This is a genomic window from Pseudomonas sp. NFACC32-1, from assembly GCF_900101215.1.
Lineage (GTDB): Bacteria > Pseudomonadota > Gammaproteobacteria > Pseudomonadales > Pseudomonadaceae > Aquipseudomonas.
The window spans coordinates 154,812-178,121 of the sequence record NZ_FMUL01000006.1; the positions used below are offsets into that span (position 1 = coordinate 154,812).

24 protein-coding genes and 1 tRNA gene are annotated in these 23,310 nt (G+C 60.9%); 3 read left to right on the forward strand and 22 right to left on the reverse strand.

Annotated features, from left to right (window positions below):
- Positions 1 to 288: 288 nt before the first annotated feature.
- Both BLP99_RS12225 and BLP99_RS12230 read left to right on the forward strand, forming a co-directional pair.
- On the forward strand, positions 289 to 1,476 hold the full coding sequence (locus BLP99_RS12225; RefSeq protein ID WP_072431875.1) for a cyanate transporter: 1,188 nt from the start codon (positions 289 to 291) through the stop codon (positions 1,474 to 1,476).
- A gap of 136 nt (positions 1,477 to 1,612) precedes the next feature.
- Positions 1,613 to 2,524 (forward strand): DMT family transporter, encoded by a 912-nt coding sequence (locus tag BLP99_RS12230; protein ID WP_072395089.1) that lies wholly within the window; start codon positions 1,613 to 1,615, stop codon positions 2,522 to 2,524.
- Between the two features lie 21 nt (positions 2,525 to 2,545).
- On the opposite strand, the gene BLP99_RS12235 is transcribed toward BLP99_RS12230, so the two are convergent.
- From BLP99_RS12235 to BLP99_RS12260, 6 genes are read right to left on the reverse strand one after another with little or no spacing between them, the layout of a single operon-like run.
- A complete protein-coding gene (locus BLP99_RS12235) occupies positions 2,546 to 3,955 on the reverse strand; it encodes an amidase (protein ID WP_072395091.1) in 1,410 nt (469 codons plus the stop codon).
- Between the two features lie 2 nt (positions 3,956 to 3,957).
- On the reverse strand, positions 3,958 to 5,298 hold the full coding sequence (locus BLP99_RS12240; protein ID WP_072395093.1) for an aspartate aminotransferase family protein: 1,341 nt from the start codon (positions 5,296 to 5,298) through the stop codon (positions 3,958 to 3,960).
- A complete protein-coding gene (locus tag BLP99_RS12245; RefSeq protein ID WP_072395095.1) occupies positions 5,276 to 6,400 on the reverse strand; it encodes an aminotransferase class III-fold pyridoxal phosphate-dependent enzyme in 1,125 nt (374 codons plus the stop codon). The genes BLP99_RS12240 and BLP99_RS12245 overlap by 23 nt, the downstream gene beginning before the upstream one ends.
- An 8-nt stretch (positions 6,401 to 6,408) precedes the next feature.
- Positions 6,409 to 7,290 carry a TauD/TfdA family dioxygenase gene (locus BLP99_RS12250; protein ID WP_072395097.1) on the reverse strand — a complete coding sequence of 294 codons (882 nt, stop codon included), beginning with the start codon at positions 7,288 to 7,290 and terminating at the stop codon, positions 6,409 to 6,411.
- Positions 7,265 to 8,827: an AMP-binding protein gene (locus BLP99_RS12255; RefSeq protein WP_072395099.1), complete on the reverse strand. Its 1,563-nt coding sequence runs from the start codon at positions 8,825 to 8,827 to the stop codon at positions 7,265 to 7,267. The genes BLP99_RS12250 and BLP99_RS12255 overlap by 26 nt, the downstream gene beginning before the upstream one ends.
- On the reverse strand, positions 8,824 to 9,441 hold the full coding sequence (locus BLP99_RS12260; protein ID WP_072395101.1) for a thermostable hemolysin: 618 nt from the start codon (positions 9,439 to 9,441) through the stop codon (positions 8,824 to 8,826). Before BLP99_RS12260 ends, BLP99_RS12255 begins: the two co-directional genes overlap by 4 nt.
- Positions 9,442 to 9,612: 171 nt before the next feature.
- Between BLP99_RS12260 and BLP99_RS12265 the strand changes: the two genes are divergently transcribed.
- Entirely contained in the window at positions 9,613 to 10,548 is a 936-nt protein-coding gene (locus BLP99_RS12265; protein WP_072431878.1) for a LysR family transcriptional regulator, read from the forward strand.
- A gap of 119 nt (positions 10,549 to 10,667) precedes the next feature.
- Here BLP99_RS12265 and BLP99_RS12270 read toward each other — a convergent pair.
- The 16 genes from BLP99_RS12270 to BLP99_RS12345 all read right to left on the reverse strand — a co-directional run bounded on the left by BLP99_RS12270 (position 10,668) and on the right by BLP99_RS12345 (position 23,214).
- Positions 10,668 to 10,743, reverse strand: a tRNA-Lys gene (locus tag BLP99_RS12270).
- Positions 10,744 to 10,806: 63 nt separating this feature from the next.
- Positions 10,807 to 11,499, reverse strand: coding sequence for a 7-cyano-7-deazaguanine synthase QueC (gene queC, locus BLP99_RS12275; protein WP_072431879.1), 693 nt, complete (start codon positions 11,497 to 11,499; stop codon positions 10,807 to 10,809).
- Between the two features lies 1 nt (position 11,500).
- Positions 11,501 to 12,148, reverse strand: coding sequence for a 7-carboxy-7-deazaguanine synthase QueE (gene queE, locus BLP99_RS12280; RefSeq protein ID WP_072395115.1), 648 nt, complete (start codon positions 12,146 to 12,148; stop codon positions 11,501 to 11,503).
- A 162-nt stretch (positions 12,149 to 12,310) separates the two neighbouring features.
- Positions 12,311 to 13,141, reverse strand: a complete 831-nt coding sequence (ybgF, locus tag BLP99_RS12285) for a tol-pal system protein YbgF (RefSeq protein ID WP_072395116.1) — start codon at positions 13,139 to 13,141, stop codon at positions 12,311 to 12,313.
- A gap of 6 nt (positions 13,142 to 13,147) precedes the next feature.
- A complete protein-coding gene (pal, locus tag BLP99_RS12290; RefSeq protein WP_072395117.1) occupies positions 13,148 to 13,645 on the reverse strand; it encodes a peptidoglycan-associated lipoprotein Pal in 498 nt (165 codons plus the stop codon).
- Positions 13,646 to 13,697: 52 nt separating this feature from the next.
- The gene (gene tolB / locus BLP99_RS12295; RefSeq protein WP_092180389.1) at positions 13,698 to 14,999 is read right to left on the reverse strand and encodes a Tol-Pal system beta propeller repeat protein TolB; all 1,302 of its coding nucleotides are present in this window, start codon (positions 14,997 to 14,999) and stop codon (positions 13,698 to 13,700) included.
- Positions 14,996 to 16,057, reverse strand: a complete 1,062-nt coding sequence (tolA, locus tag BLP99_RS12300; protein ID WP_072395121.1) for a cell envelope integrity protein TolA — start codon at positions 16,055 to 16,057, stop codon at positions 14,996 to 14,998. Before tolA ends, tolB begins: the two co-directional genes overlap by 4 nt.
- Positions 16,057 to 16,509, reverse strand: a complete 453-nt coding sequence (gene tolR / locus BLP99_RS12305; RefSeq protein WP_161796096.1) for a protein TolR — start codon at positions 16,507 to 16,509, stop codon at positions 16,057 to 16,059. The genes tolA and tolR overlap by 1 nt, the downstream gene beginning before the upstream one ends.
- 23 nt (positions 16,510 to 16,532) lie before the next feature.
- Positions 16,533 to 17,228, reverse strand: coding sequence for a protein TolQ (gene tolQ / locus BLP99_RS12310; protein ID WP_072395123.1), 696 nt, complete (start codon positions 17,226 to 17,228; stop codon positions 16,533 to 16,535).
- On the reverse strand, positions 17,218 to 17,685 hold the full coding sequence (gene ybgC, locus BLP99_RS12315) for a tol-pal system-associated acyl-CoA thioesterase (RefSeq protein WP_072395125.1): 468 nt from the start codon (positions 17,683 to 17,685) through the stop codon (positions 17,218 to 17,220). The genes tolQ and ybgC overlap by 11 nt, the downstream gene beginning before the upstream one ends.
- Before the next feature lie 128 nt (positions 17,686 to 17,813).
- Positions 17,814 to 18,875, reverse strand: a complete 1,062-nt coding sequence (ruvB, locus tag BLP99_RS12320) for a Holliday junction branch migration DNA helicase RuvB (protein ID WP_072395127.1) — start codon at positions 18,873 to 18,875, stop codon at positions 17,814 to 17,816.
- Positions 18,876 to 19,484, reverse strand: a complete 609-nt coding sequence (gene ruvA / locus BLP99_RS12325; protein WP_072395144.1) for a Holliday junction branch migration protein RuvA — start codon at positions 19,482 to 19,484, stop codon at positions 18,876 to 18,878.
- A 113-nt stretch (positions 19,485 to 19,597) separates the two neighbouring features.
- Positions 19,598 to 20,122 (reverse strand): crossover junction endodeoxyribonuclease RuvC, encoded by a 525-nt coding sequence (gene ruvC / locus BLP99_RS12330; RefSeq protein ID WP_024776477.1) that lies wholly within the window; start codon positions 20,120 to 20,122, stop codon positions 19,598 to 19,600.
- Positions 20,123 to 20,274: 152 nt separating this feature from the next.
- The gene (locus tag BLP99_RS12335) at positions 20,275 to 21,021 is read right to left on the reverse strand and encodes a YebC/PmpR family DNA-binding transcriptional regulator (protein WP_072395148.1); all 747 of its coding nucleotides are present in this window, start codon (positions 21,019 to 21,021) and stop codon (positions 20,275 to 20,277) included.
- Positions 21,022 to 21,141: 120 nt separating this feature from the next.
- Positions 21,142 to 22,917 (reverse strand): aspartate--tRNA ligase, encoded by a 1,776-nt coding sequence (aspS, locus tag BLP99_RS12340; RefSeq protein WP_092180392.1) that lies wholly within the window; start codon positions 22,915 to 22,917, stop codon positions 21,142 to 21,144.
- 75 nt (positions 22,918 to 22,992) lie between these two features.
- Complete coding sequence (locus BLP99_RS12345; RefSeq protein WP_042728755.1) at positions 22,993 to 23,214, reverse strand: FmdB family zinc ribbon protein; 222 nt, start codon at positions 23,212 to 23,214, stop codon at positions 22,993 to 22,995.
- Between the last annotated feature and the right edge of the window lie 96 nt (positions 23,215 to 23,310).

Here is a 23,310-nt window from a genome sequence, read left to right on the forward strand (position 1 = left end):
AAAGTCTTGATTCGAAGGTCGGGCAAGGCGAAATCAGCCGAGCAAGCGCAGTGTACTGGCGCGCATGAGCATGCCGAGGCTGTTTTCAACGCAGCCTGAACGAATATCAAGGCTTTTCGTACAGAGCCCAGGCCGATCAGAGGCCGGCGATGCGTCAGCAGCGCTGGCCCCCGTACTCAGCCCCACCTTCGGACGCATCTAATTTTTCGATACCGCCCGCCAGTTTTCAGTTTGCCCCCGCCGCCGCTCCCCAGCCCTAATGATGCTTTGCTCAGTCAAGGCTCTGTTATGGAAAACGTTCGAACTTCAAGTACTCACGCCGTCTGGCTGATGGTCAGCGTGGTATTGGTAGCCCTGAACCTGCGACCCTCGATGGCCGCGGTCGGGCCATTGTTGTCAGCCATTCGCGGCGAGGTACCGTTGAGTTTCAGCGCCGCCTCGCTGCTGACCATGTTGCCGGTCATGGCCATGGGCCTGGCGATGTTCCTGGGCATGCGCATTGCCCTGCGCATCGGCGAACACCGCACGATCGTACTGTCGTTGTTGATCATCGGCCTGGCCACCGCGTCGCGCCTGTACCTGGACAGCGCCGTCGAACTGATCGTCAGCGCCGTGGTGGCCGGGTTGGGGATCGCCCTGATCCAGGCGGTGATGCCGGCCCTGATCAAGTCACGCTACAGCGACAATGTCTCGCTGTTCATGGGGCTGTACGTCACCTCGATCATGGGCGGGGCGGCACTTGCAGCGTCATTTTCACCCTTCGTCCTGTCGCAGACCGGTAGCTGGCGCATCGGCCTGGCCATCTGGGCGATCCTGGCGCTGGTGGCCCTGGGCTGCTGGTATGCCCAGCGCTCGTCCGTGACTCCATTGCCCGAAGCACCGAGCCGCAACCAGGAGTCGTTTTTCAGCAACGGCCGGGCCTGGTTGCTGGCGATTTTCTTCGGTTTGGGCACCGCCTCCTACACCTGTGTGCTGGCCTGGCTGGCGCCTTACTACGTGGAAAAAGGCTGGAGCGAGCAGCATGCCGGCCTGTTACTGGGGTTCCTCACGGCGATGGAAGTCCTGTCGGGCCTCGTCACCCCGGCCATCGCCAACCGCAGCCAGGATAAGCGCCTGGTGCTGGCCGTCCTGCTGGCCCTGATCATGGCGGGTTTCTGTGGCCTGATCCTCAGCCCGGAACGCTTCAGCCTGCTGTGGCCTTGCCTGTTGGGGCTGGGTATCGGCGGCCTGTTCCCGATGAGCCTGATCGTCTCCCTCGACCATCTGGACAATCCGCGCCGGGCCGGCGGCCTGACGGCCTTCGTGCAAGGCATCGGCTATCTGATCGCCGGGCTTTCACCGCTGATCGCCGGGATGATCCGGGATCAGCTGGGCAGCTTCGAATGGGCCTGGTGGTCGCTCACCGCGGTGATGGCACTGATGATCCTGATGGTGTTGCGCTTCAATCCCAAGCAGTACGCGCGGCATATCAGCTAGGCGGCCGATTCCTCTCGTCTCAACGAACAAGGGCCGCAATGAATGCGGCCCTGTCTTTGTCGAACCTTACCCATGACCGGCCGACGGACTTGCCCATCATGACATTCCAGTACGCACACACAGGAATAAGACCTTGATGAAAAACGTCGGTTTTGCGGCCGCTCACTGGGGCATGCTCATTTGGGCGATGCTGATCGCCTCGTCCTTCTTCGCGGCGGCCCAGGTCAGCCAGACCATCGATCCGATTCTGCTTACCGGCCTGCGGCTGCTGTTTTCCGCCCTGATGTTCCTGCCGCCGCTGCTGTTGAAAAACACCTCGCCCATCACCGCCAGGGGATTGCTGGCCCATGCCGTGCTCGGCCTGCTACTGGCGACCTACTTCGGTTCGCTCTTCGAGGCATTGCGCTATACCTCAGCGGTCAACACGGCGACGTTGTACACGCTGGTGCCGTTGATGACGTTGTTCTTCGAAGTTTTCCTGTTGCCCAGCCCGAGCCTCAAGAGCCGTTTGCTACCCATGCTGATCGCGGCGGCCGGGGCGGTGTTGCTGACACTCAAGGGGTCCGCGCCGGGGCAGATGCCCGCGCTCTACCCGGTGCTGGTCTTTGGTGCCGGTTGCCTGGCGATGGCGTTGTACTCGCCCCTCAGCCAGCGGTTCAAGGCCAATGCACTGCAAGGGCGGGATCCGGTGGCGATGACGTTCTGGAACATGCTGTTCGGCTCGCTGTTTCTCTTGGTGTTCTGCCTGTTCAGTGGCGGCTGGCGCAGCGGCTTGCAACTGTCGACGCTGGATATTGGCTGGCTGGTCTACCTGGCGCTGTTCGGCACTCTCGCCACGTTCTGGCTGTTGCACCGGGCCATCGGGGTGATCGCACCGTCAACGGTGATTTCCTACGTGTACCTCAACACGCTGTTCGTGACGCTGCTCAACTGGTTCTGGTTCAGGCAGCAACCGATGGCCCTGGAGATCATCGGCGCTGCGCTGGTGGGTGCGGGGATGCTGGCGCTGGTGATTTCAAGCCGTAACACGAGAACCGTTACGGCCTGAAATCGTCCCAGGCCGGTACGATCATACCGAGCCTGTAGGTGAAACCGGGCTCCAGCGCTCCAGCTCCCGTTCAAGGAAAGCCGCGACCGCCAACAACCGCTCTTCCTGCCAGTGGGGCCCGACGATCTGGATGCCGATGGGCATTGCGGTGACGGGATCGGTGCCGGCGCGGATCACCACCGCCGGCGAACCGCTGAGGCTGAACGGGAAGACGAAGGCGTAGCGATCGCGGTCCTGCAGGGACTCCCCATGCCGGAACGCGACGTCCGGGAATACCGGGCAGATGAACAGGTCATGCTGCTTGAAGAACTTCGCCAGCTGATAGCGGAACGTGTCGATCGCGATCCAGTCGCGCTTGACTTCATCCACGGTCAGTTCCACGGTTTCGCTCATGTCCAGCAACTGGGCGATGGCCGGTGTGAAGCGACGCTTGCTCATCGAGTCGAACAATTGCCGCCAGCCGCGCCCGGCGTCGGCGCCGGTGATGAACACCCGCCACAGCACATCGCAGGCCTCCTCGAGCATCGGCGGAGCCACCGGGCTCACTTGCGCCACCACCGTGCCCAGGCACCGCTCGACCTGTCGCAGCACCTGGCTTACCGCCGCGCTGACCGGGGTCCGGCTGGACTCCGAGAACAGCGCGACGCGCAGGCTGGCCAGCGGCTCGCTTTCGGCGAACGGTACATCGACGGTGTCCGGATCATGTCCGTCGGCGCCGCTGATCAACGGCCCGAGCAGGGCAAGGTCATCCACATAACGCCCCATCACGCCAAAGGCCGAAGTCATGTGGAACAGCCCGGAGCGGTCGTTGGGGAACTGGCCGGTCAGCGGAACCCGGCCCTGGGTCAGCTTCAGGCCGCAGATGCCATTGAAATGGGCCGGAATGCGCACACTGCCGCAAGCATCGGATGCCAGGCCGGCCGGCGAGCAGCCGGCGGCGATGGCTGCCGCCTCCCCTCCACTGCTGCCGCCGGCGGAGCGTTGCAGGTCGTGGGGGTTGAGGGTGCGGCCATAGATCAGGTTCTCGGTTTCGAAGGCCATGCACAGCTCGGGCACGTTGCTGATGCCCAGGATGATCGCGCCGGCCTGCCGAAGCCGGGCCACGGCCGTCGCGTCCTGCTGGCTGGGCTCGCCCAGCAGTTCCTCCAGCCCGCGGGACATCTTGAACCCGCGGACATGAAGGACATCCTTGATGGTGATGGGAATGCCGTGCAGCGGGCCGCTGATCTGCCCGACGCGGGCCATTTCGTCAGCCTCCCGCGCCTGGCGGCGCAGTTCCTCCACCGGAGCCAGCTGGATCAATGCATTGATCTGCCGGTTACGCTCGGCGATGCGCTGCAGGTAGAACTCCAGCAACGTGACGCTGGTCAGCACGCCCCGTCGCAGCAGGCCGGCCATTTCCCTCAAGGTCAGCGTATCGGGGTTGAACATGCTCACGACGCCTCCTTGCTGCGCAGCCACTTGTTGGGCAACTGATACATGTTGCGCACCACCAGGGAGAACGCCTTGACCGCCAGCGCCGGGCGTCGGTCAATGGCGGCCAGGGCTTCTTCGACCATCGTCAGGACATGACGCAATGCGTCGGAGGAAATGTTCAGCGGCGGATAGAAGCGCAACACCGGGCGCTCGGCCTTCTCGTTCATCGAATGCCCGGCATGAATACCGCGCTTGCCCAGTTCCATGCTCATCAGGGCTTCATAGACCGAGCCGCGCAGACGCAGGCCAGTCATCAGGCCCACACCCGGCACGTCCTCGACGATGTGCGGATAACGCAGCGCCAGGCGCTGCAGGCCATGACGCAGCAAGCCGCCGTTGACCCGCGACTGCTCCACCAGGTTGTGCTGTTCAATGTAATCGATGGCCGCGAGCGCCGAAGCGCATGCCACCGGGTGCCCGCCATTGGTACGCGTATCGGGCTCGATCTCGCTGAGCGGGTACTGAGTGGCCAGGCGCTGGCTGTACATGGCACAGGCGAAAGAGGTGTAGCCGCCGGTTAGGCCCTTGGAGAGGATCATGATGTCAGGCACCACGTCGTCATACTGCACGGCGAACCATTTGCCGCAGCGACCGAAACCGGTCTGGATTTCATCCGCCACCAGCAGGGTGCCGGTGGCATCGCACAAGGCCCGCAGGTTGGCCATATAGCCCACCGGAGGTACCTGCAGGTGTGCGCCGCCCAGGATCGGCTCGACGTACACGGCGCACACGCCCTCGCCCACGGCTTTTTGCAGGGCGGCGAAATCGCCATAGGGCACGCAGGTGACCTCCGGGGAGTCGATGCCATAGCTGCTGTGGTTCTGGCGCTGGCCGAGAATGCTCATCGCCGCCAGCGTCTTGCCGTGGTAGGAGCCACTCATCACCACGATCCCGCGCCGATGCGGCTGGATCCGCATCGCATAGCGCAGGCTCTGTTCCACCGCTTCGGCGCCGGACACCATGTACTGCACGTCGCCCCACTCCCCCGGCACCAACTGGCACAGGCGCTCGGACAATTTGTCCTGCAGCGGATGGCGCCGGCCTTCCGGCACCCAGGCCAGTTGGTTCAACTGCGCCTGCACCTGCTCGCGCACCATCGGGTTGCGGTGCCCGACGATGAACACCCCATAGCTGCATGCGCAGTCGATGAAGCGCTTGCCGTTGTGGTCGGTGACATGGATGCCATCGGTTTCCTGTTCGACCGTGGTCTTGCCCAGGCGATACAGCTTGGCTGCCGATGCGCTCCAGTGCCGCTGGCAATCGTCCAGCAGTTGTTCATGCGGCCTGAGTAAGGACATGGCTCAGCGTCTCCTTGATGATGTTTGCGGCACGTTGGATATGTTCGGGACGAGCGGTGATCGGGCAACGCAGGATCAACTCGCGACCGCGAGGAACGCTGACATAGACGCCTTTTTCATAGAGCGCCTCGCACACCGCGCTCGGTTGCAGGTCGTCGGTCAGCGGCAGGCTGACCCAGGCGCCTTCGGCCACGGCACCGAATGACGCCAGGGTCTGTGCCAGTCGCTGACCGTTCTCCTGGCATTGCCGGGGCGAGTCGTGGCTTTGCACGTAGTCGAGTGCGGTCAGGGCCGCCACGCAGGCCATTGGGTTACCGGCCGTGGTGCTGCCGTGCTTGGCTGGGCTGCTGCGGCCGTAGACCTGCCAGGCCATGCGCTCGCTGCAGGTATAGGTGCCGATGGGGATCGCACTGCCGCCCAGGGCACCGCCTAGCACGACGATGTCCGGCACGGCGCGATAGCGCTGGAAACCGAACAGCGTACCCAGGCTGCCAAGGCAGCTCTGGGTATCGACGGCGATGACCGGTACCGTTGCCTGCGCCGCGCGGGCGTGCAAGCGCTCGACCAGCGCCGGCTCGAGCATCTGCAGTCGACCGTTCGCATCGAGACGGGTGTTGCTGTGGCATACCGCGAAGCAATCGCTCCAATCCACCGTGTCCAGATCGGCAAGGTGACGAATGGCCACCCGCTTGAAGCCCAGGAAACCCTGCGCCGGCAGATCGCCCTGCGTGGCATTGAGGCAACGCCCGTAAGTCAGCGAGCCGTAATCGCCGCCCTGGACGAACACGATGGTGTTGCCCTTGGGCTTGAGGCCCTTGCACAGCTTCAGAGCGCCTTCGAAGGCTTCGTCACCGGAGCTGCACACATAGGAACTGACCAACGGCTCCGGCAGCAACTCCGCCAGGCGGCGGCACAAGGCAATCAGCGGTTCGGACATCAGCACCCGATTGGACAGGCCCATGACCTGCGCCTGACCAGTCACCGCCTCGATCACCGCCGGCACCTGGAAACCGAACCCGCCGGTCAGGTCGATGATCTGCCGGCCCTCGCCATCCAGGTAGGTCTCGTACTGCCCGCCAATAATATAGTTATCGTTTTTCATGGGACCTCTCAGCGATAGCTCAGGGCGTTGAAAATGCGCCGACGGTCGTCGACGATGGTTTCACGGCCGTGCATGACCCGACGGTTATCGATCATCACCACGTCATGGTCGCGCCAGCCCACCGCAACGGTGTACTGGGCCGATACTTCGGCGATCTCGGCCAGGAACTGGGCAGGAATCGCCTGCCCGCTCACCGTGTCGATCACCGGCGCTTCGTAATTGAACGACGGTCCCAGGATGCTGTTGGCAAAGGCCGGGCGCTGGCTGAAGGCGGAAGTGAGGATCGCCGAGGTGCTGAAGGCGTAGTGGATCGAATCGTCGGAGGGGTTGAAGGAAATCAGGGTTTGCGGATCATCGCCGATGATCTGCAGCAGATCATCGATGACCACGGCCGCCGGGTCCGACAAGGTCGGCGAGTAATGGCAGACCAGACGGCGCCACTTTTCCCCCGCCACGGTGCGGCTGTAGCGAATCGGGTTTTCTTCGAAAAAGCTGCGGCAGGCCGGGGACAGTTTCGCCAGTACCTTCTCACCGTCGCATATCGTGGTTTGCGAGCCCTTGCGCGGCGCTTCCTGGCAATAGAACCAGGTCATGTCCGGCCAGAACGGCGAGTTGCCATTTTCGCAGTGCAGCCCTACAGCCTGGCGCCCGGCATCCACCAACTGTGCCGCACCGCCAACCATGACCCGGGCCGGATCCAGGCTCAAACGGGAGCTGTTGCGCTTGACGTAGGCGCTGAAGTCCTCGGCGCTGTGGATGCAGTTGCGAAACAGCACGACACCGTAGTGCCCCAGCAGCTCGTACAGCTCAGCCTTGCCCAGGCTGGCGAAGTGATGGGCGTCGACGATGGAGACGTCCGGGTTTTCAAAGTGAAAGGCAGGTGTGCTCATTGGATGCGTTCCCTTGCAGAGTGGAAAAAACAGTGGCGATATCGGCGCGTTTCGGCCGGCCGGTAACGGTGTAGAGCTGCTCGATCAGCGGATCGTCCTTGGTCAACAACCAGAGCCGGTTCGGCCGCTCGATATCGGAAAAACGCCCGCTCGACCAGGCCACCAGCTCATCGCTGGGCGGTGCCGACTCGACGCACAACAACGCCACCAGACCGTGCTGCTCGTCGAAAAACACTGCGGCATCGTGCACGCCCGGGTATTTGCGGTACTCCAGCTCGACCTGTTCTGGGCTGACGTTGCGGCCGTTGGGCAGGCAGATCACGTTCTTCTTGCGTCCGTGTACATAGAGATAGCCGTCTTCGTCGAGCATCCCCAAGTCACCGGTGTCCATCCAGCCGTCGCCAGACATGGAGCATGCGCTGGGGTCGGTCCCCGAATAACCGCTGAACAGCGAGCTGCTCTTGACCTCGATGGTCTGGTCGGCGCCGATGCGCACCTGGACATGGGGAAGCGGCTTGCCGACGCTGCCCAGGCGTTGCTGTTCGCGGGTGTTCACACTGACCACCGAAGCGTTCTCGGACAGCCCATAGCCCTGGTACACCTCGATACCCTGCTCGGCCAGGTCGCGCAGTGCATCGATGCTCACCGCCGCGCCACCGCAGGTGATATGTGCACCGGACTTGAGGTAACGCCCCAGCCGCTCGCCCGGCTCGCCGCCGTCGTTCAGTTGCTCGAGGAAACGATTGACCATGACCGGCGGCACCGTCAGGGCCGTTGGCTGGACTTGCAGGATCCAGTCGACCAGACGTTGTGGCGAAGCGCCGGGTTCGCCGAGCAATGCTTCGCTCGGGGGCAGGAAATGCACGGTTCCACCGGCCAGCAGCGGCAGGTAGGCGGCGGTGACCTGTTCAAGCAGCAGACTCAGCGGCACCAGCGATAGGTAACGACGATGGGCACCGACCGGCATGCGCTCGCGCAGCGACGCCAGTACCGCACCGACAGCCTGGGTGCTCAAGCGCACGCCTTTAGGCCGGCTGGTGGTGCCCGACGTATGAATGATCTTGCAGATCCAGTCGCGATCACCCTCCGGCGCATGCAGCAATGGCTGCTCGATCACCGGCTCGTTCAGGCGCCGCAGGCGGCTGTCGGGAAAATTCAGCTTCCAGCGTTGCGCCAATGTCCGCTGCCCGGCAGCGTCCACCAGAAAGCCGTCACAGCGCTCGGCCAGGTGTTCGGCCTGGGATTGACTGAACGCCAGGGGCAGCGGCAGCGCGGTGATCCCGGCGAACAGACAGGCCAGGTCGGCTACCAGCCAATCGCTGCTGTTACGGGTCGCGATCCCCAATACCACGTGGTCGCCATGGGCCGGGCTGGCGAAGCGCAGTTGCAGCTCAGCCGCCAGGTTCAGCGCCCGGTGCTCCAGCTCGCCATAGGTCAGTTCCACCCGTTCGGTGGCCGACGTCCAGTCGACCGCGCAAATGGCCTGGGGATCGCTGTGCAACGCCTGCTTCAATTGATCGATGAATCCGCCACTCATGGTTGCGCCCTCGCCAGGGAGTCGCTGGGCAGTTGAGTGAACGAGGTATTGAGGGTCATGGCCGCGAAACGGGAACGCTTCGGATCGACCCGGATGAAACCGGTCACCGGCAGCTTGGAATAATAGGTTCCCCAGTTCTTGCCGCCGTCGTCGGCCAGACGGTTGGGATCTGCGGTCAGCAACGGCTCGAAATCGATCTGGCAACTTTCCATCATTTGCCGAACGCGGGGCGTAACCGTGCACAACAGGTAATGCCCACCCATGCACCAGGACAACAGCGGAATCATATTAACGAGAATCATTCCTGCCGTAAGGTGATGGGAAATCAGGTTACCGATCTCGACAATATTCGAACGCTCGATCGTTTTTTCGAAACGCTCGGACAGGATTTCATCGATCGGTTGTGTCAGGTATTGCTCGGAAAACAGAATGCGGTGGTCCGCAAACGTAATACCGGCACATGCAAGAATGCGATCAGCCTGATCCTGAGTGACCGCAAAGTATTGTGGGTTCGGTTCAACGGATGCCGAATAAGAACTTCGAAACTTCTCTTTTACTACTTCAGTGGCTTGCACCCATAACGGTGTTTGAGTTTCAGCGACACGTATTTGCATTTCGTCCTCCTCCGTCCTTGTGCAGGATTTCTAAAAAAAGCGAGGCGAGCATATTTAAGAAAATTCCTACAAGCCATTTAAAAAATAAATTGCTTCCGCTAATATATAAATAAATGCCTTTGTCATAAAAACAAAGCACGCTAGCCCATGGATTGTGTCGAGAAGGACCTTATGCTCAATAGCAATTTGCTTAGAAAGCTGGACATGCAGGACTTGATGGTGTTCGTCGCGGTGTATGAGCAGAGCAGCGTTACCGAAGTCTCCGAAGCCCTGTGTGTCAGCCAGTCCACCGTGAGTTACTGCCTGAAGAAGCTGCGTACCAGCTTCGAAGATGAGTTGTTCATTAATACCCGTAGTGGCATGCGGCCAACAAACAAAGCCAATGCCATGTACAGCCATATCGTCAAGATTCTGCAGACGATAAATACCTGCCACTCAGGCCTGCAAACCTTCGACCCCATGCAGAATGAAATAACTTTCAATATTTGTGCGCCGGAATACTTCGAGTTATTGATTCTACCCAAACTGGTCAAGCGTTTTATTGGCAGCCACTTTCCCATAATTATCAATATAACGAAATTCCATAAAGATATTCCCGCCGAGGAACTAATGGATGGTCGTTTCGATCTGGTCGTTTGTTTCGGCCCCAACTTTCATCGCGGTGCCAAGGGGCTGCGCTCGCAAGTATTACTGGAAGATGAACTGGTCTGCGTGATCGATAAGAATTTTGACTTCCCGCAGGAGGCGTTCAGCCTGGAAGCGTTCGTCGCTTGCCAACACGTCTTTCCGACGCCCTGGACCTCCGACACCAACATGATCGATGGCTGGCTCGCCCGACAGGGCTATAGCCGACAGATCGTCGCTCGGGCCAACAGCTATGTGGCGGCGTTGAACATGATCACCGGGACCGAATTCGTACTGACCCTGCCCCGACGCATCCAGGCCCTGACCTGCGACGAAGACAGGTTCAGCCATCGCAAGGCACCGACCGGCTTGCCGAATTTCACGCTGGATATGATGTGGAGCGAGAAACCAGGCCAGGACAGCGCCAACGTCTGGTTTCGCGAGCAGATCGTGAAAATCTGCGCAGAGGATGGCCTGCTCTGATTCCAGCCCGGAGCCGCGGTTCGTCTCGCGGCTCCGGGCCAGTGAGTTTTCTACAGGCAAAAAAAAATCCGGAAATCCTCACTTTCGTGGGCCTTCCAGACTTTTAAAACTGCTGAATATGGTGGGTCGTGTAGGATTCGAACCTACGACCAATTGGTTAAAAGCCAACTGCTCTACCAACTGAGCTAACGACCCGCTTCGTGGTGGCGCGTATAATACTGATTTCTAAGGACTATTCAACACCTAATTTGAAAAAAATCAAAAATAAGGGGTTGGATCGCTCACGCCCGCCGCTGCGAAGCCTTCGGCGCGCAAGCGGCAGCTGTCGCATTTACCACAGGCACGGCCCTGATCGTCCGCCTGATAGCAGGAAACGGTCAGTCCATAATCCACGCCCAGCTTCACACCTGCCTGGACAATTTGCGCCTTGCTCAGATTTTGCAGTGGCGCCTGGATGCGAAAGCCCTGGCCTTCCACACCGGCTTTGGTCGCCAGGTTGGCCATGCGCTCAAAAGCCTCGACGAATTCCGGGCGGCAATCCGGGTATCCGGAATAATCCACCGCGTTGACGCCGATGAAAATGTCCCGCGCCCCCAGCACTTCAGCCCAACCCAACGCCAGCGACAGGAATACCGTGTTGCGTGCAGGTACGTACGTCACCGGTATGCCTTCGCTCGGGGCTTCAGGGACATCGATAGAACTGTCGGTCAACGCCGAGCCGCCAATGCCGTTGAGGTTCAGGCCGATCACCTTGTGTTCCACCACGCCCAGATCACGGGCTACCCGCTCGGCGGCTAGCAGTTCAGCACGATGGCGCTGACCGTAGTCGAAGCTCATGGTATAGCAACGGTAGCCTTCGGCGCGGGCCATCGCCACGACCGTTGCCGAATCCAGGCCGCCGGACAACAGGATGACCGCACGTTTTTCCACTGTGTTCGATTGCTCTGTCATATCAGCGCCCCGGCTCGTCGTTCCAAAGATATTTATGCAGCTGCAATTGCAGGCGCACCGGCAGGTTATCTGCCACTACCCAATCCGCCAGATCGCGAGCGTTCAAGTCGTGATGGCTGGGGGAAAACAATACCTCCCCCGCTCGCTGGTCGAGCCCGTACTGAATGAGCTTGGACACAGCCCAGTCGTAATCCTCACGCGAGCAGATCACGAACTTGACCTGATCGTTGCGTGTCAGCAGCTCGATGTTTTCGTAACGGTTGCGATGCGCCTCCTTGGAGCCTGGGGTTTTCAGGTCCAGGACGCGACTGACCCGCGTATCGACCGCCGAGATATCCAAAGCGCCGCTGGTTTCCAGCGAGACCTCGTAACCGGCATCACACAGCCGTTTGATCAAGGGAATGGCATTGGGTTGCGCCAGCGGCTCGCCGCCCGTAACGCAGACATAGCGCGGACGATAACCGGCCACTTGCTCAAGGATATCGTCGAGGGTTCGCAGAGTGCCGCCGCTGAAAGCGTAGGCACTGTCGCAGTATTGGCAGCGCAACGGACAACCGGTGAGCCGCACGAATACAGTGGGCAGCCCGGCCGTTCGCGTTTCACCCTGCAACGAGTAAAAAACTTCGGTGATTCTCAATGTGTCTTGCATAGTCGCCACGGGCGTAACAGCTAAACAGGCCGTCCGCCTCCGTCAGGCACTTCAAGGAACCCCGCCAACGCGCGGGCCCCAAAAAGCGTGTTTCATGAAAAGGGCGTGAATTCTAACGAAAAAACCCGCGACAGGCGCGGGTTTCTTCAAAAGCTGGCAGGTCTACATCCGCTGCAAGTCACGCTGAGCCAACTGAGCGGCGGATGTGCCCGGGTACTGGGCCACCACCTGTTGCAGGATCCCCTTGACCTTGTCGGTATGGCCGAGGCGACGTTCAACATCAGCAAGCTTGTATAGCGAATCCGGGACCTTGGCATGCTTTGGGTACAACTGGGAGACCTTGGCGAACGCCTGTCCGGCGCCTTGCAGGTCACCCTTTGCCAAGTTCACTTCACCCAGCCAGTACTGGGCGTTGCCCGCGTATTGGCTGTTGGGGTATTTGCGCAGGAAAGCGCCGAAGGCCTGGCTGGCCTTGTCGAAATCCTTGGCCTTGATCAGGTCGAAGGCAGCGTCGTAATAGAGCTTTTCCTTCGCCGGATCAGCCGGCTCACCGCCGGCGGCAGGTGCTGGAGCGGTTGCCCCCGCGCCTGCAGCTGCACCGGGGGCATTCAAGTCGCCACCGGCTGGAGAATTCTCAGGAGTCGCGGCAGGTGCAACACCGGTTCCTATGCGCCGATCAAGATCCTGGTAACGTTCCAGGTTTTCCTGCTTCATGCGCGATACTTCGTTTTGCAGCACTTCAATCGCGCCTTGCTGGCGTGATATCTGATCCTGCATTTGCTGCAGTTGGTTGAACAGCTCGCCCTGTGCCGAGACAGGGGCCGAAACCCCTCCCCCGGCATAGGCGCCGTTCGTACCGTAACCCGCAGGCGGATAACTGCTCCCGCTATTGTTATAGCCGGAATCGTTATCGACCACAGGAACCGCAGCCCACGCCGCAAGCGGCGCGAGGCTGAGAGCCAGAACAGTTACAGCACGACGGCACGTTCGCATGACGAATTACTTACGCAGTTCGACGCGACGGTTTTGAGCCCAGGACTGCTCGTCGTTGCCGGTAGCAACTGGACGCTCTTCGCCGTAGGAAACCAGTTCCAGCTGAGCTGGGGAAACACCTTGCAGTACCAGGTAGCGCTGAACGGCTTTCGCACGACGCTCGCCCAGAGCCATGTTGTACTCACGAGTACCACGTTCGTCGGTGTTGCCTTCCAGGGTAACGCGGTTGCCGTTGGCTTTCAGGTCCTTGGCGTGAACGTCCAGAGCGCGCATGGCTTCTGGCTTCAGGTCCGAGCTGTCGTATTCGAAGTAGAAGGTGGTGATTGCGCGCAGAGCAGCTTCTTCGCTCAGGGAGCCGTCAACTGCACCAGTGTTTGCGCCGTAACCAGCGTTTGGATCAACAGCACCTTCACCGGCGTTGTCGCCGCCTTTGGACGAGCAACCTACAGCTACAGCCATGGCCAGAGCCAGCGCAGCAAATTTACCAAACTTCAGCATTTCCATCGTGAAACTCCTAATGAACCCCAGTGTGTTAAGTAAAACGTATTGCGCCGCGTCAGTTCAGGTAAGGGGACCAGGACGGTTCTCTGACTTCGCCTTGAGCGGTAGGAAGCGGGAGCCTCACGCGTCCGTTAATGGACACGAGCATCAGGACTCCCCGGCCCTGCTGGCGGGTGGCGTAGATTACCATGGTGCCGTTGGGCGCAACAGTAGGCGACTCGTCCAGAGTGCTATCAGTGAGGATTTTTACGCTACCGCGCTGCAAATCCTGAGCCGCCACCTTGAAATTGGTGAAGCCATCCTGGCGATGGATCATCACCAGGGTCTTTTCATCCGCCGACAGTTTAGGGTTGGCGTTGTAGTTACCCACGAACGTCACGCGTTCTGCACCGCCGCCACCGGCGCTGGTCTTGTAGATCTGTGGCTTGCCGCCGCGGTCGGAGGTGAAGTAGATGGTCGAACCATCCTTGCCCCAGAACGGCTCGGTATTGATGCCCGGGCCACTGGTGACGCGGGAGATCGATCGCGAAGCCAGGTTCATCACGTAGATGTCCGGGTTGCCGTCCTTGGACAGCACGAACGCCAGGCGGCTGCCATCCGGCGACCAGGCCGGCGCCCCGTTCAGGCCTTCGAAATTGGTGATCTGCTCACGACGACCGGTGTCGATGTGCTGGATGAAGATGCGCGGACGCTTCTGCTCGAACGACACATAGGCGATGCGCTTGCCATCGGGCGCGAAACGCGGAGACAGGATCGGCTCGCGCGATTGCAGCAGGGTCACGGCGCGAGCGCCATCGTAGTCGGAACGCTGCAGGGTGTAGCGGGTGTTCTTCTCGGAAAAGCGCTCGGCCGTCACGTAGAGCATGCGGGTAGAGAACGCACCCTTGATGCCGGTGAGTTTCTCGAACGACTGATCGGAGATGTAGTGCGCCATGTCGCGCAGTTGATCGACACTGCCCGACACGCTGCCGGTCAGCACTTGCTGCTCGGTGGCGACGTTGAACAGGGCGTACTGCACTTGCAGTCGGCCACCGGCCGGCACAATGCTGCCAACCATGATGTACTGGGCGCCCAGGGCCTTCCAGTCACGGTAGATGACTTCGCTGGCCTGGGTCGGCAGGCTGATCATGTTCTGTTTCGGAATCGGCGCGTAGTAACCCGAGTTACGCAGGTCATTGCCGATGATTTCCGCCATGTCGTCTGGCAGGACGCTACCGCCCTGCCAGCCGAACGGTACGACGGCGATCGGGGTGGCCCGATCGCTGCCGCTGGTGACCAGAATGTTCTTTTCCTCTGCCACCGCTATCCCTGCCAGGCAGCAGATAACGACAAGCATTCCTCGAAGAAGGTTTCTCACAAGGCTAGATCCTCAGGTGTGAATGTCATCTTGAATGAACGATACGGAGCGAAATCGCTCGGCTTCATTCCTTGCATTTCCGTCAATCGTCCAATGTTCTTGACCGCTGCAACCGCCGAAGCATCGAAAGGCCCGTCACCGCTGGACTTGGCCACGCTGACCGAGGCCACCGTGCCATCAGGCAACATGCCAATCTGCAATACCACCGTCATGCCTTGACGCGCCGAAGGTGGACGAGCCCAGCCTTCCGCCGCCCGGGCACGAATCAGATCATCGAAACTGCCGGCGACTTCATCGCCCTGCTCATCGGCCAAGGCCTGCTGGCGCTCCGGCGTGTCGGAAAGCAAATCTGCCAGGGCCTGGGCCTTTTTCTCTTCGGCGGATTTACGCGCTGCGTCCTGGGCCTTTTTCTTGGCGGCGTCGGCGGCGGCTTTCTTCTTCGCGTCTTCGGCGATTTTCTTTTTCGCCTCTTCAGCTTCAGCTTTCTTCTTGGCGTCTTCGGCCGCTTTCTTCTTCGCGTCCTCGACGATCTTCTTCTTCGCCTCTTCAGCGGCCGCTTTCTTGGCCTCTTCTTCCGCGGCTTTCTTGGCTTCTTCTTCGGCTTTCTTCTTGGCTATATCAGCCAATTGTTTCTCTTCTGCCTTCTTGGCCTCGGCGGCTTTCTTCGCCTCGTCGGCTTTCCTGGCCTCGTCAGCTTTCTTGGCCTCGTCGGCCTTCTTCGCTTCTTCGGCCTTTTGAGCAGCTTCCTCTTTCTTTTGTTCCGCGGCCCTTATCGCTTCCTGCTCGACCTTTTTCTGCTCCATCTGCTCGACTTCGGTCTGGCGCGCGGCAGACTTCTTCGCCTCGCCGGCAATCTTCTGGTTGGTCTGCGTGGTGGCCTGGCTCTTGGACTTGAGCTGGTACAGGGTCGCCTGCACGATCGGCTTGGCCGGCGGCAGCTCCGGGGTCATGGAGAAACTGACGAACAGCATGCCGAACACCAGCACATGCAGGCCAATCGCCCAGACGCTGGGCCAGAAGTAGCTTTCCGAGGCGGATGGCTCTCGCTGTTGCTGCATCAGGGCGCCTCAGTGATTAAGCCAACATTACCGACTCCGGCTTTCTGCAGACCACCCATGGCGCCCATCACGGCACCATAGTCGACGGTCTTGTCGCCGCGAATGAAGACCTGGGTACGCTTGCCGGCATCGTTGCCGACGCGAATGATCTTGGTCACCGCATCGGTCATCTGCGGCAAGGTCATGGCCCGGTCCTGCTGCTTCTCGGTGTCGACTTCGCTGCCAAGGTTCCAGTAGTAGGTCTTGTCAGCCTTGATCGAAATGGTCAGCACCTGGGTGTTGTTGTCCTGCGGCAAGGCTTCGCTGGAAACCTTGGGCAGATCGACCTTCACCCCCTGGTTGAGCATCGGCGCGGTCACCATGAAGATGACCAGCAGCACCAGCATCACGTCGATGTAGGGCACCACGTTCATCTCGGCGACCGGCTTGCGCTTGTTTCGGGCTCGAGCGATTAAAGCCATTGGGAAATACCTGCTTATTCTTCGCTGGTGTGCACTTTACGGTGCAGGATCGCCTGGAACTCATCGGCGAACGTGTAGTAACGGCTGGTCAGCGTTTCGCTGCGGGCAGCGAAGCGGTTGTAGGCGATAACGGCGGGGATGGCCGCGAACAGGCCAATGGCCGTGGCGATCAGCGCTTCGGCGATACCCGGGGCTACGGTGGCCAGGGTCGCCTGCTGGGCGGTGGCCAGGCCGCGGAAGGAGTTCATGATCCCCCACACGGTACCGAACAGGCCGATGTACGGGCTGACCGAGCCGACGGTGGCCAGGAACGGCAGGCCCTGCTCGAGCTTCTCTTCCTCACGGGAAATGGCGACGCGCATGGCACGGGCCACACCTTCCATCACCGCTTCAGGGTCGACGCCAGGCTGCTGGCGCAGGCGGGAGAATTCCTTGAAACCGGCGCGGAAGATCTGCTCGACGCCCGAGTCAGGGTCCGGGTTGCTGCCGGCCTGGCGATAGAGCTTGGACAGGTCGATGCCGGACCAGAAGCGCTCTTCGAAGCTCTCCAGGGCACGGCGACCGGCGCGCAGCATGTTGCTACGCTGAAATATCATGATCCATGAAGTCACCGATGCGGCTACCAGGGTCAGCATTACCAACTGCACTACAACGCTGGCATTGCTGACCAGGCTCCACATGGAGGAATGGTCGACGACGTTAGCTTCCACGCTTTATCTCCTGCTCTGAGTGTGTACCCGCGCCGCTCACGCCGGCAAAGGCCGCGCGTAGAGCTTCGGGAATGGCCCGGGGTTTCAAACTATGGGTGCGCACACAGGCCACCAAAAACTGCCCTTCGCAGAGCAGCGCGTTATCCGTTGCCCGCCTCACCTGCTGCTTGAAGCGCAGGCTGGCACGGTTCAATTCGATGACATCGGCACTTACCAGAAGCTCGTCGTCCAGTCGCGCCGGCGCGTGGTAGCGCGCTTCGCTGGAATGCACGACGAATAACAGGTCCTCCCCTGCCAGCGCGGATTGGGCGAAACCCAGTTCCCGCAGCCGTTCGGTTCGAGCCCGTTCCATAAACTTGAGGTAATTGACGTAGTAGACGATGCCGCCGGCATCGGTGTCCTCGTAATAAACGCGACAGCGATGTGCGAACGACTCCAGCCCGTTTTGCGCGCGCATACTCTAGTGCTTACTCCTCAGGTTGCCAATCCGGCCAGGCAACTGTTTTTTCATTCTCGAGTGCATTGACGCTCCGGGCGTTGTCTGGGACAGCACGAACCGGAAAAAAGTCGCCGCAAAGAGGTCGGTCAATCGTCCACGGCATCGAGGAATTCGTCTACCACTGGCATCTCCCCCATTCGTGTCGGAATGTTTAAGCCAAAGTGCAGATAGGCATGCCGCGTCACCACGCGCCCGCGAGGGGTGCGCATGATATAGCCTTGCTGGATCAGGTAAGGCTCCAGCACATCTTCGATGGTATGGCGCTCTTCGCTGATGGCCGCCGCCAGGCTGTCCACGCCCACCGGCCCGCCATCGAACTTCTCGATCATGGTCAGCAGCAGACGGCGGTCCTGATGGTCGAAGCCACGCTCGTCGATGTCCAGCAGGTTCAACGCCAGGTCGGCAATCGGCTTGGTAATGTGCCCCTTGGCCCGGACCTCGGCGAAGTCCCGGACCCGGCGCAGCAGGCGGTTGGCGATACGCGGCGTGCCCCGGGCCCGACGGGCCACTTCGTAGGCACCCTCCGGATCCAGCGGCAGCCCGAGGATACCTGCCGAGCGACTGACGATCGTCGCCAGGTCCGCGTTGCTGTAGAACTCCAGGCGCTGGACAATGCCGAACCGGTCGCGCAAGGGATTGGTCAGCATGCCGGCGCGGGTGGTGGCCCCCACCAGGGTGAACGGTGGCAGGTCCAGCTTGATGGAGCGCGCCGCCGGCCCTTCGCCGATCATGATGTCCAGCTGGAAATCCTCCATGGCCGGGTACAGCACCTCCTCGACGATGGGCGACAGCCGATGGATCTCGTCGATGAACAGCACGTCATGAGGCTCGAGGTTGGTCAACAGCGCCGCCAGGTCTCCCGGCCGCTCAAGAACCGGCCCCGACGTGCTTTTGATCGACACGCCCATTTCCTGGGCGATGATGTTGGCCAGGGTGGTCTTGCCCAGCCCCGGCGGCCCGAAGATCAAGGTGTGGTCCAGGGACTCGCTGCGCCCGCGGGCGGCCTGGATGAACAACTCCATCTGCTCGCGCACGGTCGGTTGGCCGATGTAGTCGGCCAGGCTGACCGGGCGAATCGCACGGTCCTGGATTTCCTCGCGGTCACGGGGCGCGCCCGTGGCGGCGATCAGACGATCGGCTTCAATCACTTAAATCATTCCCTTCAGGGCACGGCGGATCATATCTTCGGTACTCAGGCCTTTTTCCTTGATGGCGGAAATCGCCTTGCTGGCTTCCTGCGGCTTGTAGCCCAGGGAGATCAGCGCCGTGACCGCATCGTTTTCGGCGCTGGCCGCCGGCATCGGCGCGTCCGGCTGGTTCGGCACCAGGGCGAACATGGCCGGCACCGTTTCCCAGGCCTTGAACCGGTCCTTGAGCTCGACCAGCAGGCGTTCGGCGGTTTTCTTGCCCACGCCTGGCACCTTGGTCAGTGCGGAAGTGTCCTGGGACTGCACGCAACGAATCAGCTCGTCGACTTCCAGGCTCGACATCAAGGCCAGGGCCAGTTTCGGACCGACGCCATTGAGGCGGATCAACTCGCGGAAGAAATCCCGCTCGCGCTTGCCGACAAAGCCATAGAGTAACTGCGCGTCCTCGCGCACGACCAAATGGGTATGCAATGTCAGGGGCTCGCCGACCGACGGCAAGCGATACAGCGTGGTCATGGGCACTTCCAGCTCATAGCCCAGGCCATTTACATCCAGAATCAGGTGCGGTGGCTGTTTTTCAGCCAGGGTGCCGCGCAAGCGTCCAATCACGTTTCAGATCCTTGGGCGTTGGCCAGCCGCTGGCTGGCAGGTAACAACCGGGGCATGAGGCCGACGACACAGGCACTCGATGCTCAGGCTCATGAATGATTGCGCAGATGCTATCAGAGACGCAGGCGGCCGCCACGACTGCGTGCGGTTCCCAGCCCATGAGGCAAGAGACTGGAACGGGTATGGGCATGACAGATGGCTATGGCCAGGGCATCGGAGGCGTCGATCTGCGGCTTGCTGACCAACTTCAGCAAATGCATCACCATCATCTGCACCTGCTCCTTGTTCGCCGCCCCCGTTCCGACCACGGCCTGCTTGACCTGGGTCGCCGTGTATTCGGCGATCTCCAGGCTTTCCTCGGCCCCGGCAACGATCGCCGCGCCCCGGGCCTGTCCCAGCTTCAATGCAGAATCGGCATTGCGCGCCATGAACACCTTTTCGATCCCCATGGTGACCGGGCCGTAGGTCTGGATGACCTCGCGCACCCCGCGATAAACGATCTGCAGACGCTCATGCAGCTCGCCCGCCCCGGTACGGATGCAGCCGGAAGCCACATACACGCAGCCACGCCCGGTGTCGCGAACCACACCGTAGCCGGTGATACGCGAACCAGGGTCGATACCAAGGATTAAAGTCATAACGCCTGCGGTTCGAAGAGAATTTGACCAGACCTATGGGAGCGAGCTTGCTCGCGATGGCGTCGGGTCAGCAAGCACAGTGCTGACTGAAGTATCGCTATCGCGAGCAAGCTCGCTCCCACATCGGCATTCGTGCAGTTAAAAGGAAGCCATCAGCCCAGCTGTTCAGCCACCGACTCCGGAATGTCGGCGTTGGAGTAGACGTTCTGCACGTCATCCAGGTCTTCGAGCATGTCGATCAGCTTGAGGACTTTCTCGGCGCCCTCCAGGTCGAGCTCGGCGCTGGTGGTCGGTTGCATGACGATTTCCGCGTCGGCTGGCTTGAAACCGGCAGCCTCCAAGGCGTTGCGCACCGCGTAGAAGCTGGAGAACGACGTGAACACGTCGAACGAGCCGTCATCATGGCCGACCACGTCGTCGGCATCGGCTTCCAGCGCCGCCTCCGTCAGGGCGTCCTCATCGAGCCCCGGCGCAAAGCTGATCTGGCCCTTGCGCTCGAACAGATAGGCCACCGAACCATCGGTTCCCAGGTTGCCACCGCACTTGCTGAAGGCGTGGCGCACGGCAGCGGCGGTACGATTGCGGTTGTCGGTCATGCACTCGACCATCACCGCCACGCCGCCCGGACCGTAACCTTCATAGGTCAGCTCTTCGACGTTATCGGCCTCGGTCGCACCGGCGCCGCGGGCGATCGCCCGATCGATGATGTCGCGGCTCATGTTCGCACCCAGTGCCTTGTCCAGGGCCAGGCGCAAACGCGGGTTGGAACCTGGATCACCGCCACCCTGGCGGGCCGCGACCGTCAGTTCACGGATCCACTTGGTGAAGATCTTGCCTCTCTTGGCATCCTGACGTTCTTTGCGGTGCTTGATGTTCGCCCACTTGGAATGACCTGCCATAACTCGCTCCGGTTTCTCTCTTGAAACATCGCCCGCCCTGCACGGATGCAGCCGCCGGCAATCAGAAATATCGACACCAACGAAAAGGCGCATCCGAAGATGCGCCCTCAGGTGCCAGCCTTACTCAGCCTTTGGCTGTTCGCGCAGACGGATATGCAGTTCGCGCAGAGCCTTGGCATCCACTTCCCCAGGCGCCTGGGTCATGACGTCGGCCGCGCTCTGGGTTTTCGGGAACGCGATCACTTCACGGATCGACTGGGCGCCGGTCATCAGCATCACCAGGCGATCCAGGCCGAAAGCCAGGCCGCCATGGGGTGGTGCACCATACTTCAGGGCGTCCAGCAGGAAGCCGAACTTCTCTTCCTGTTCCGCTTCGTCGATGCCCAGCAGGCGGAAGACCGACTGCTGCATTTCCTTGCGATGGATACGGATGGAACCGCCACCCAGTTCAGTGCCGTTGAGCACCATGTCATAGGCACGGGACAGCGCGGTCGCCGGGCTGGCTTCCAGCTCCTGCGGCGTGCACTTGGGTGCGGTGAACGGGTGGTGCAGCGCGGTGAAGCTGCCGTCATCGTTCTCCTCGAACATCGGGAAGTCGACCACCCACATCGGCGCCCACTCACAGGTAAGCAGTTCCAGGTCGTGACCTACCTTGATCCGCAGCGCGCCCAGGGCCTCGCTGACGATCTTGGCCTTGTCGGCACCAAAGAACACGATGTCGCCATCGACCGCGCCGACGCGATCGAGGATCACGTTCAGGTTGGCTTCGGGGATGTTCTTGACGATCGGCGACTGCAGGCCCTCGACGCCTTTGGCGCGCTCGTTGACCTTGATATACGCCAGGCCCTTGGCACCGTAGATGCCGACGAACTTGGTGTAGTCATCGATCTTGCTGCGCGGCATGCTCGCCCCGCCCGGTACGCGCAAGGCGGCTACGCGGCTCTTCGGATCGTTGGCCGGGCCACTGAAGACCTTGAACTCCACTTCCTTGAGCTGGTCGGCAACGTCCACCAGTTCCAGCGGGATACGCAGGTCCGGCTTGTCGGAGCCATAGCGGCGCATGGCCTCTTCGAAGGTCATGTGCGGGAACTCACCGAATTCCAGGCCCAGCACTTCCTTGAACAGGTTGCGGATCATGCCCTCGGTCAGGCCCATGATGTCTTTTTCGTCGAGGAAGCTGGTCTCGATGTCGATCTGAGTGAACTCAGGCTGACGATCGGCACGCAGGTCTTCGTCGCGGAAGCATTTGGCGATCTGATAGTAACGGTCGAACCCGGCCACCATCAGCAGTTGCTTGAACAGCTGTGGCGATTGCGGCAAGGCGAAGAAGCTACCGGGGTGGGTACGGCTCGGCACCAGGTAGTCGCGAGCGCCCTCGGGGGTGGCACGGGTCAGGATCGGCGTCTCGACGTCGATGAAGCCGTTCTCGTCCAGGTAGCGACGGATGCTGGTGGTCATGCGCGAACGCAGACGCAGCTTCTCGGCCATCTCGGGACGACGCAGGTCGATGAAGCGATAGCGCAGACGGGTTTCTTCGCCCACATCGGAGTATTCGTTGAGCGGGAACGGCGGGGTTTCCGCTTCGTTGAGCACTTCCAGCTCATAGCCCAGCACTTCGATCATGCCAGACGCCATGTTGGCGTTGCCGGCGCCAGCCGGACGCAGGCGCACCTTGCCGGTGAGCTTGACGACGTACTCACTGCGCACGCGGTCGGCCGTGGCGAAGGTTTCAGCGCGGTCCGGGTCGAACACTACCTGGGCCAGGCCTTCACGATCACGGATATCGAGGAAAATCACCCCGCCATGGTCACGGCGACGATGGACCCATCCGCAAAGAGTAACTTCCTGACCTTCCAGGCTTTCGTTCAGTTGGCCGCAATAATGGCTGCGCATCATGGTAGTGGTTTCACTTCTCGTAATTCGACATTCGGTTGGGGACCCTGCCCGTGCAGGAACCCGCGCGTATTCAACTCAGTCAGCTTTGTCGCCACCGGCCAGGTTCTTCTTGGCGCCGGTCTTGAAGTCGGTTTCATACCAGCCTGTGCCACCAAGGCGGAATCCCGGCATGGACAGCATCTTTTTCAGTTCCGGCGCCTGGCAGGCAGGGCAGTCGACCAGCGGTGCCTCGCTGATCTTTTGAATGACTTCCATCTGATGACCACAGGAAGCACATTGATAGTCGTACATCGGCATGGGAGGTTGTCTCGGCGATCAGGTTACTCACGCAAAAGCTGGGCTTTGCGGCAAAGAGCGGGATTATATCCATTAAATGCTGCCTGTGCAGCCGTA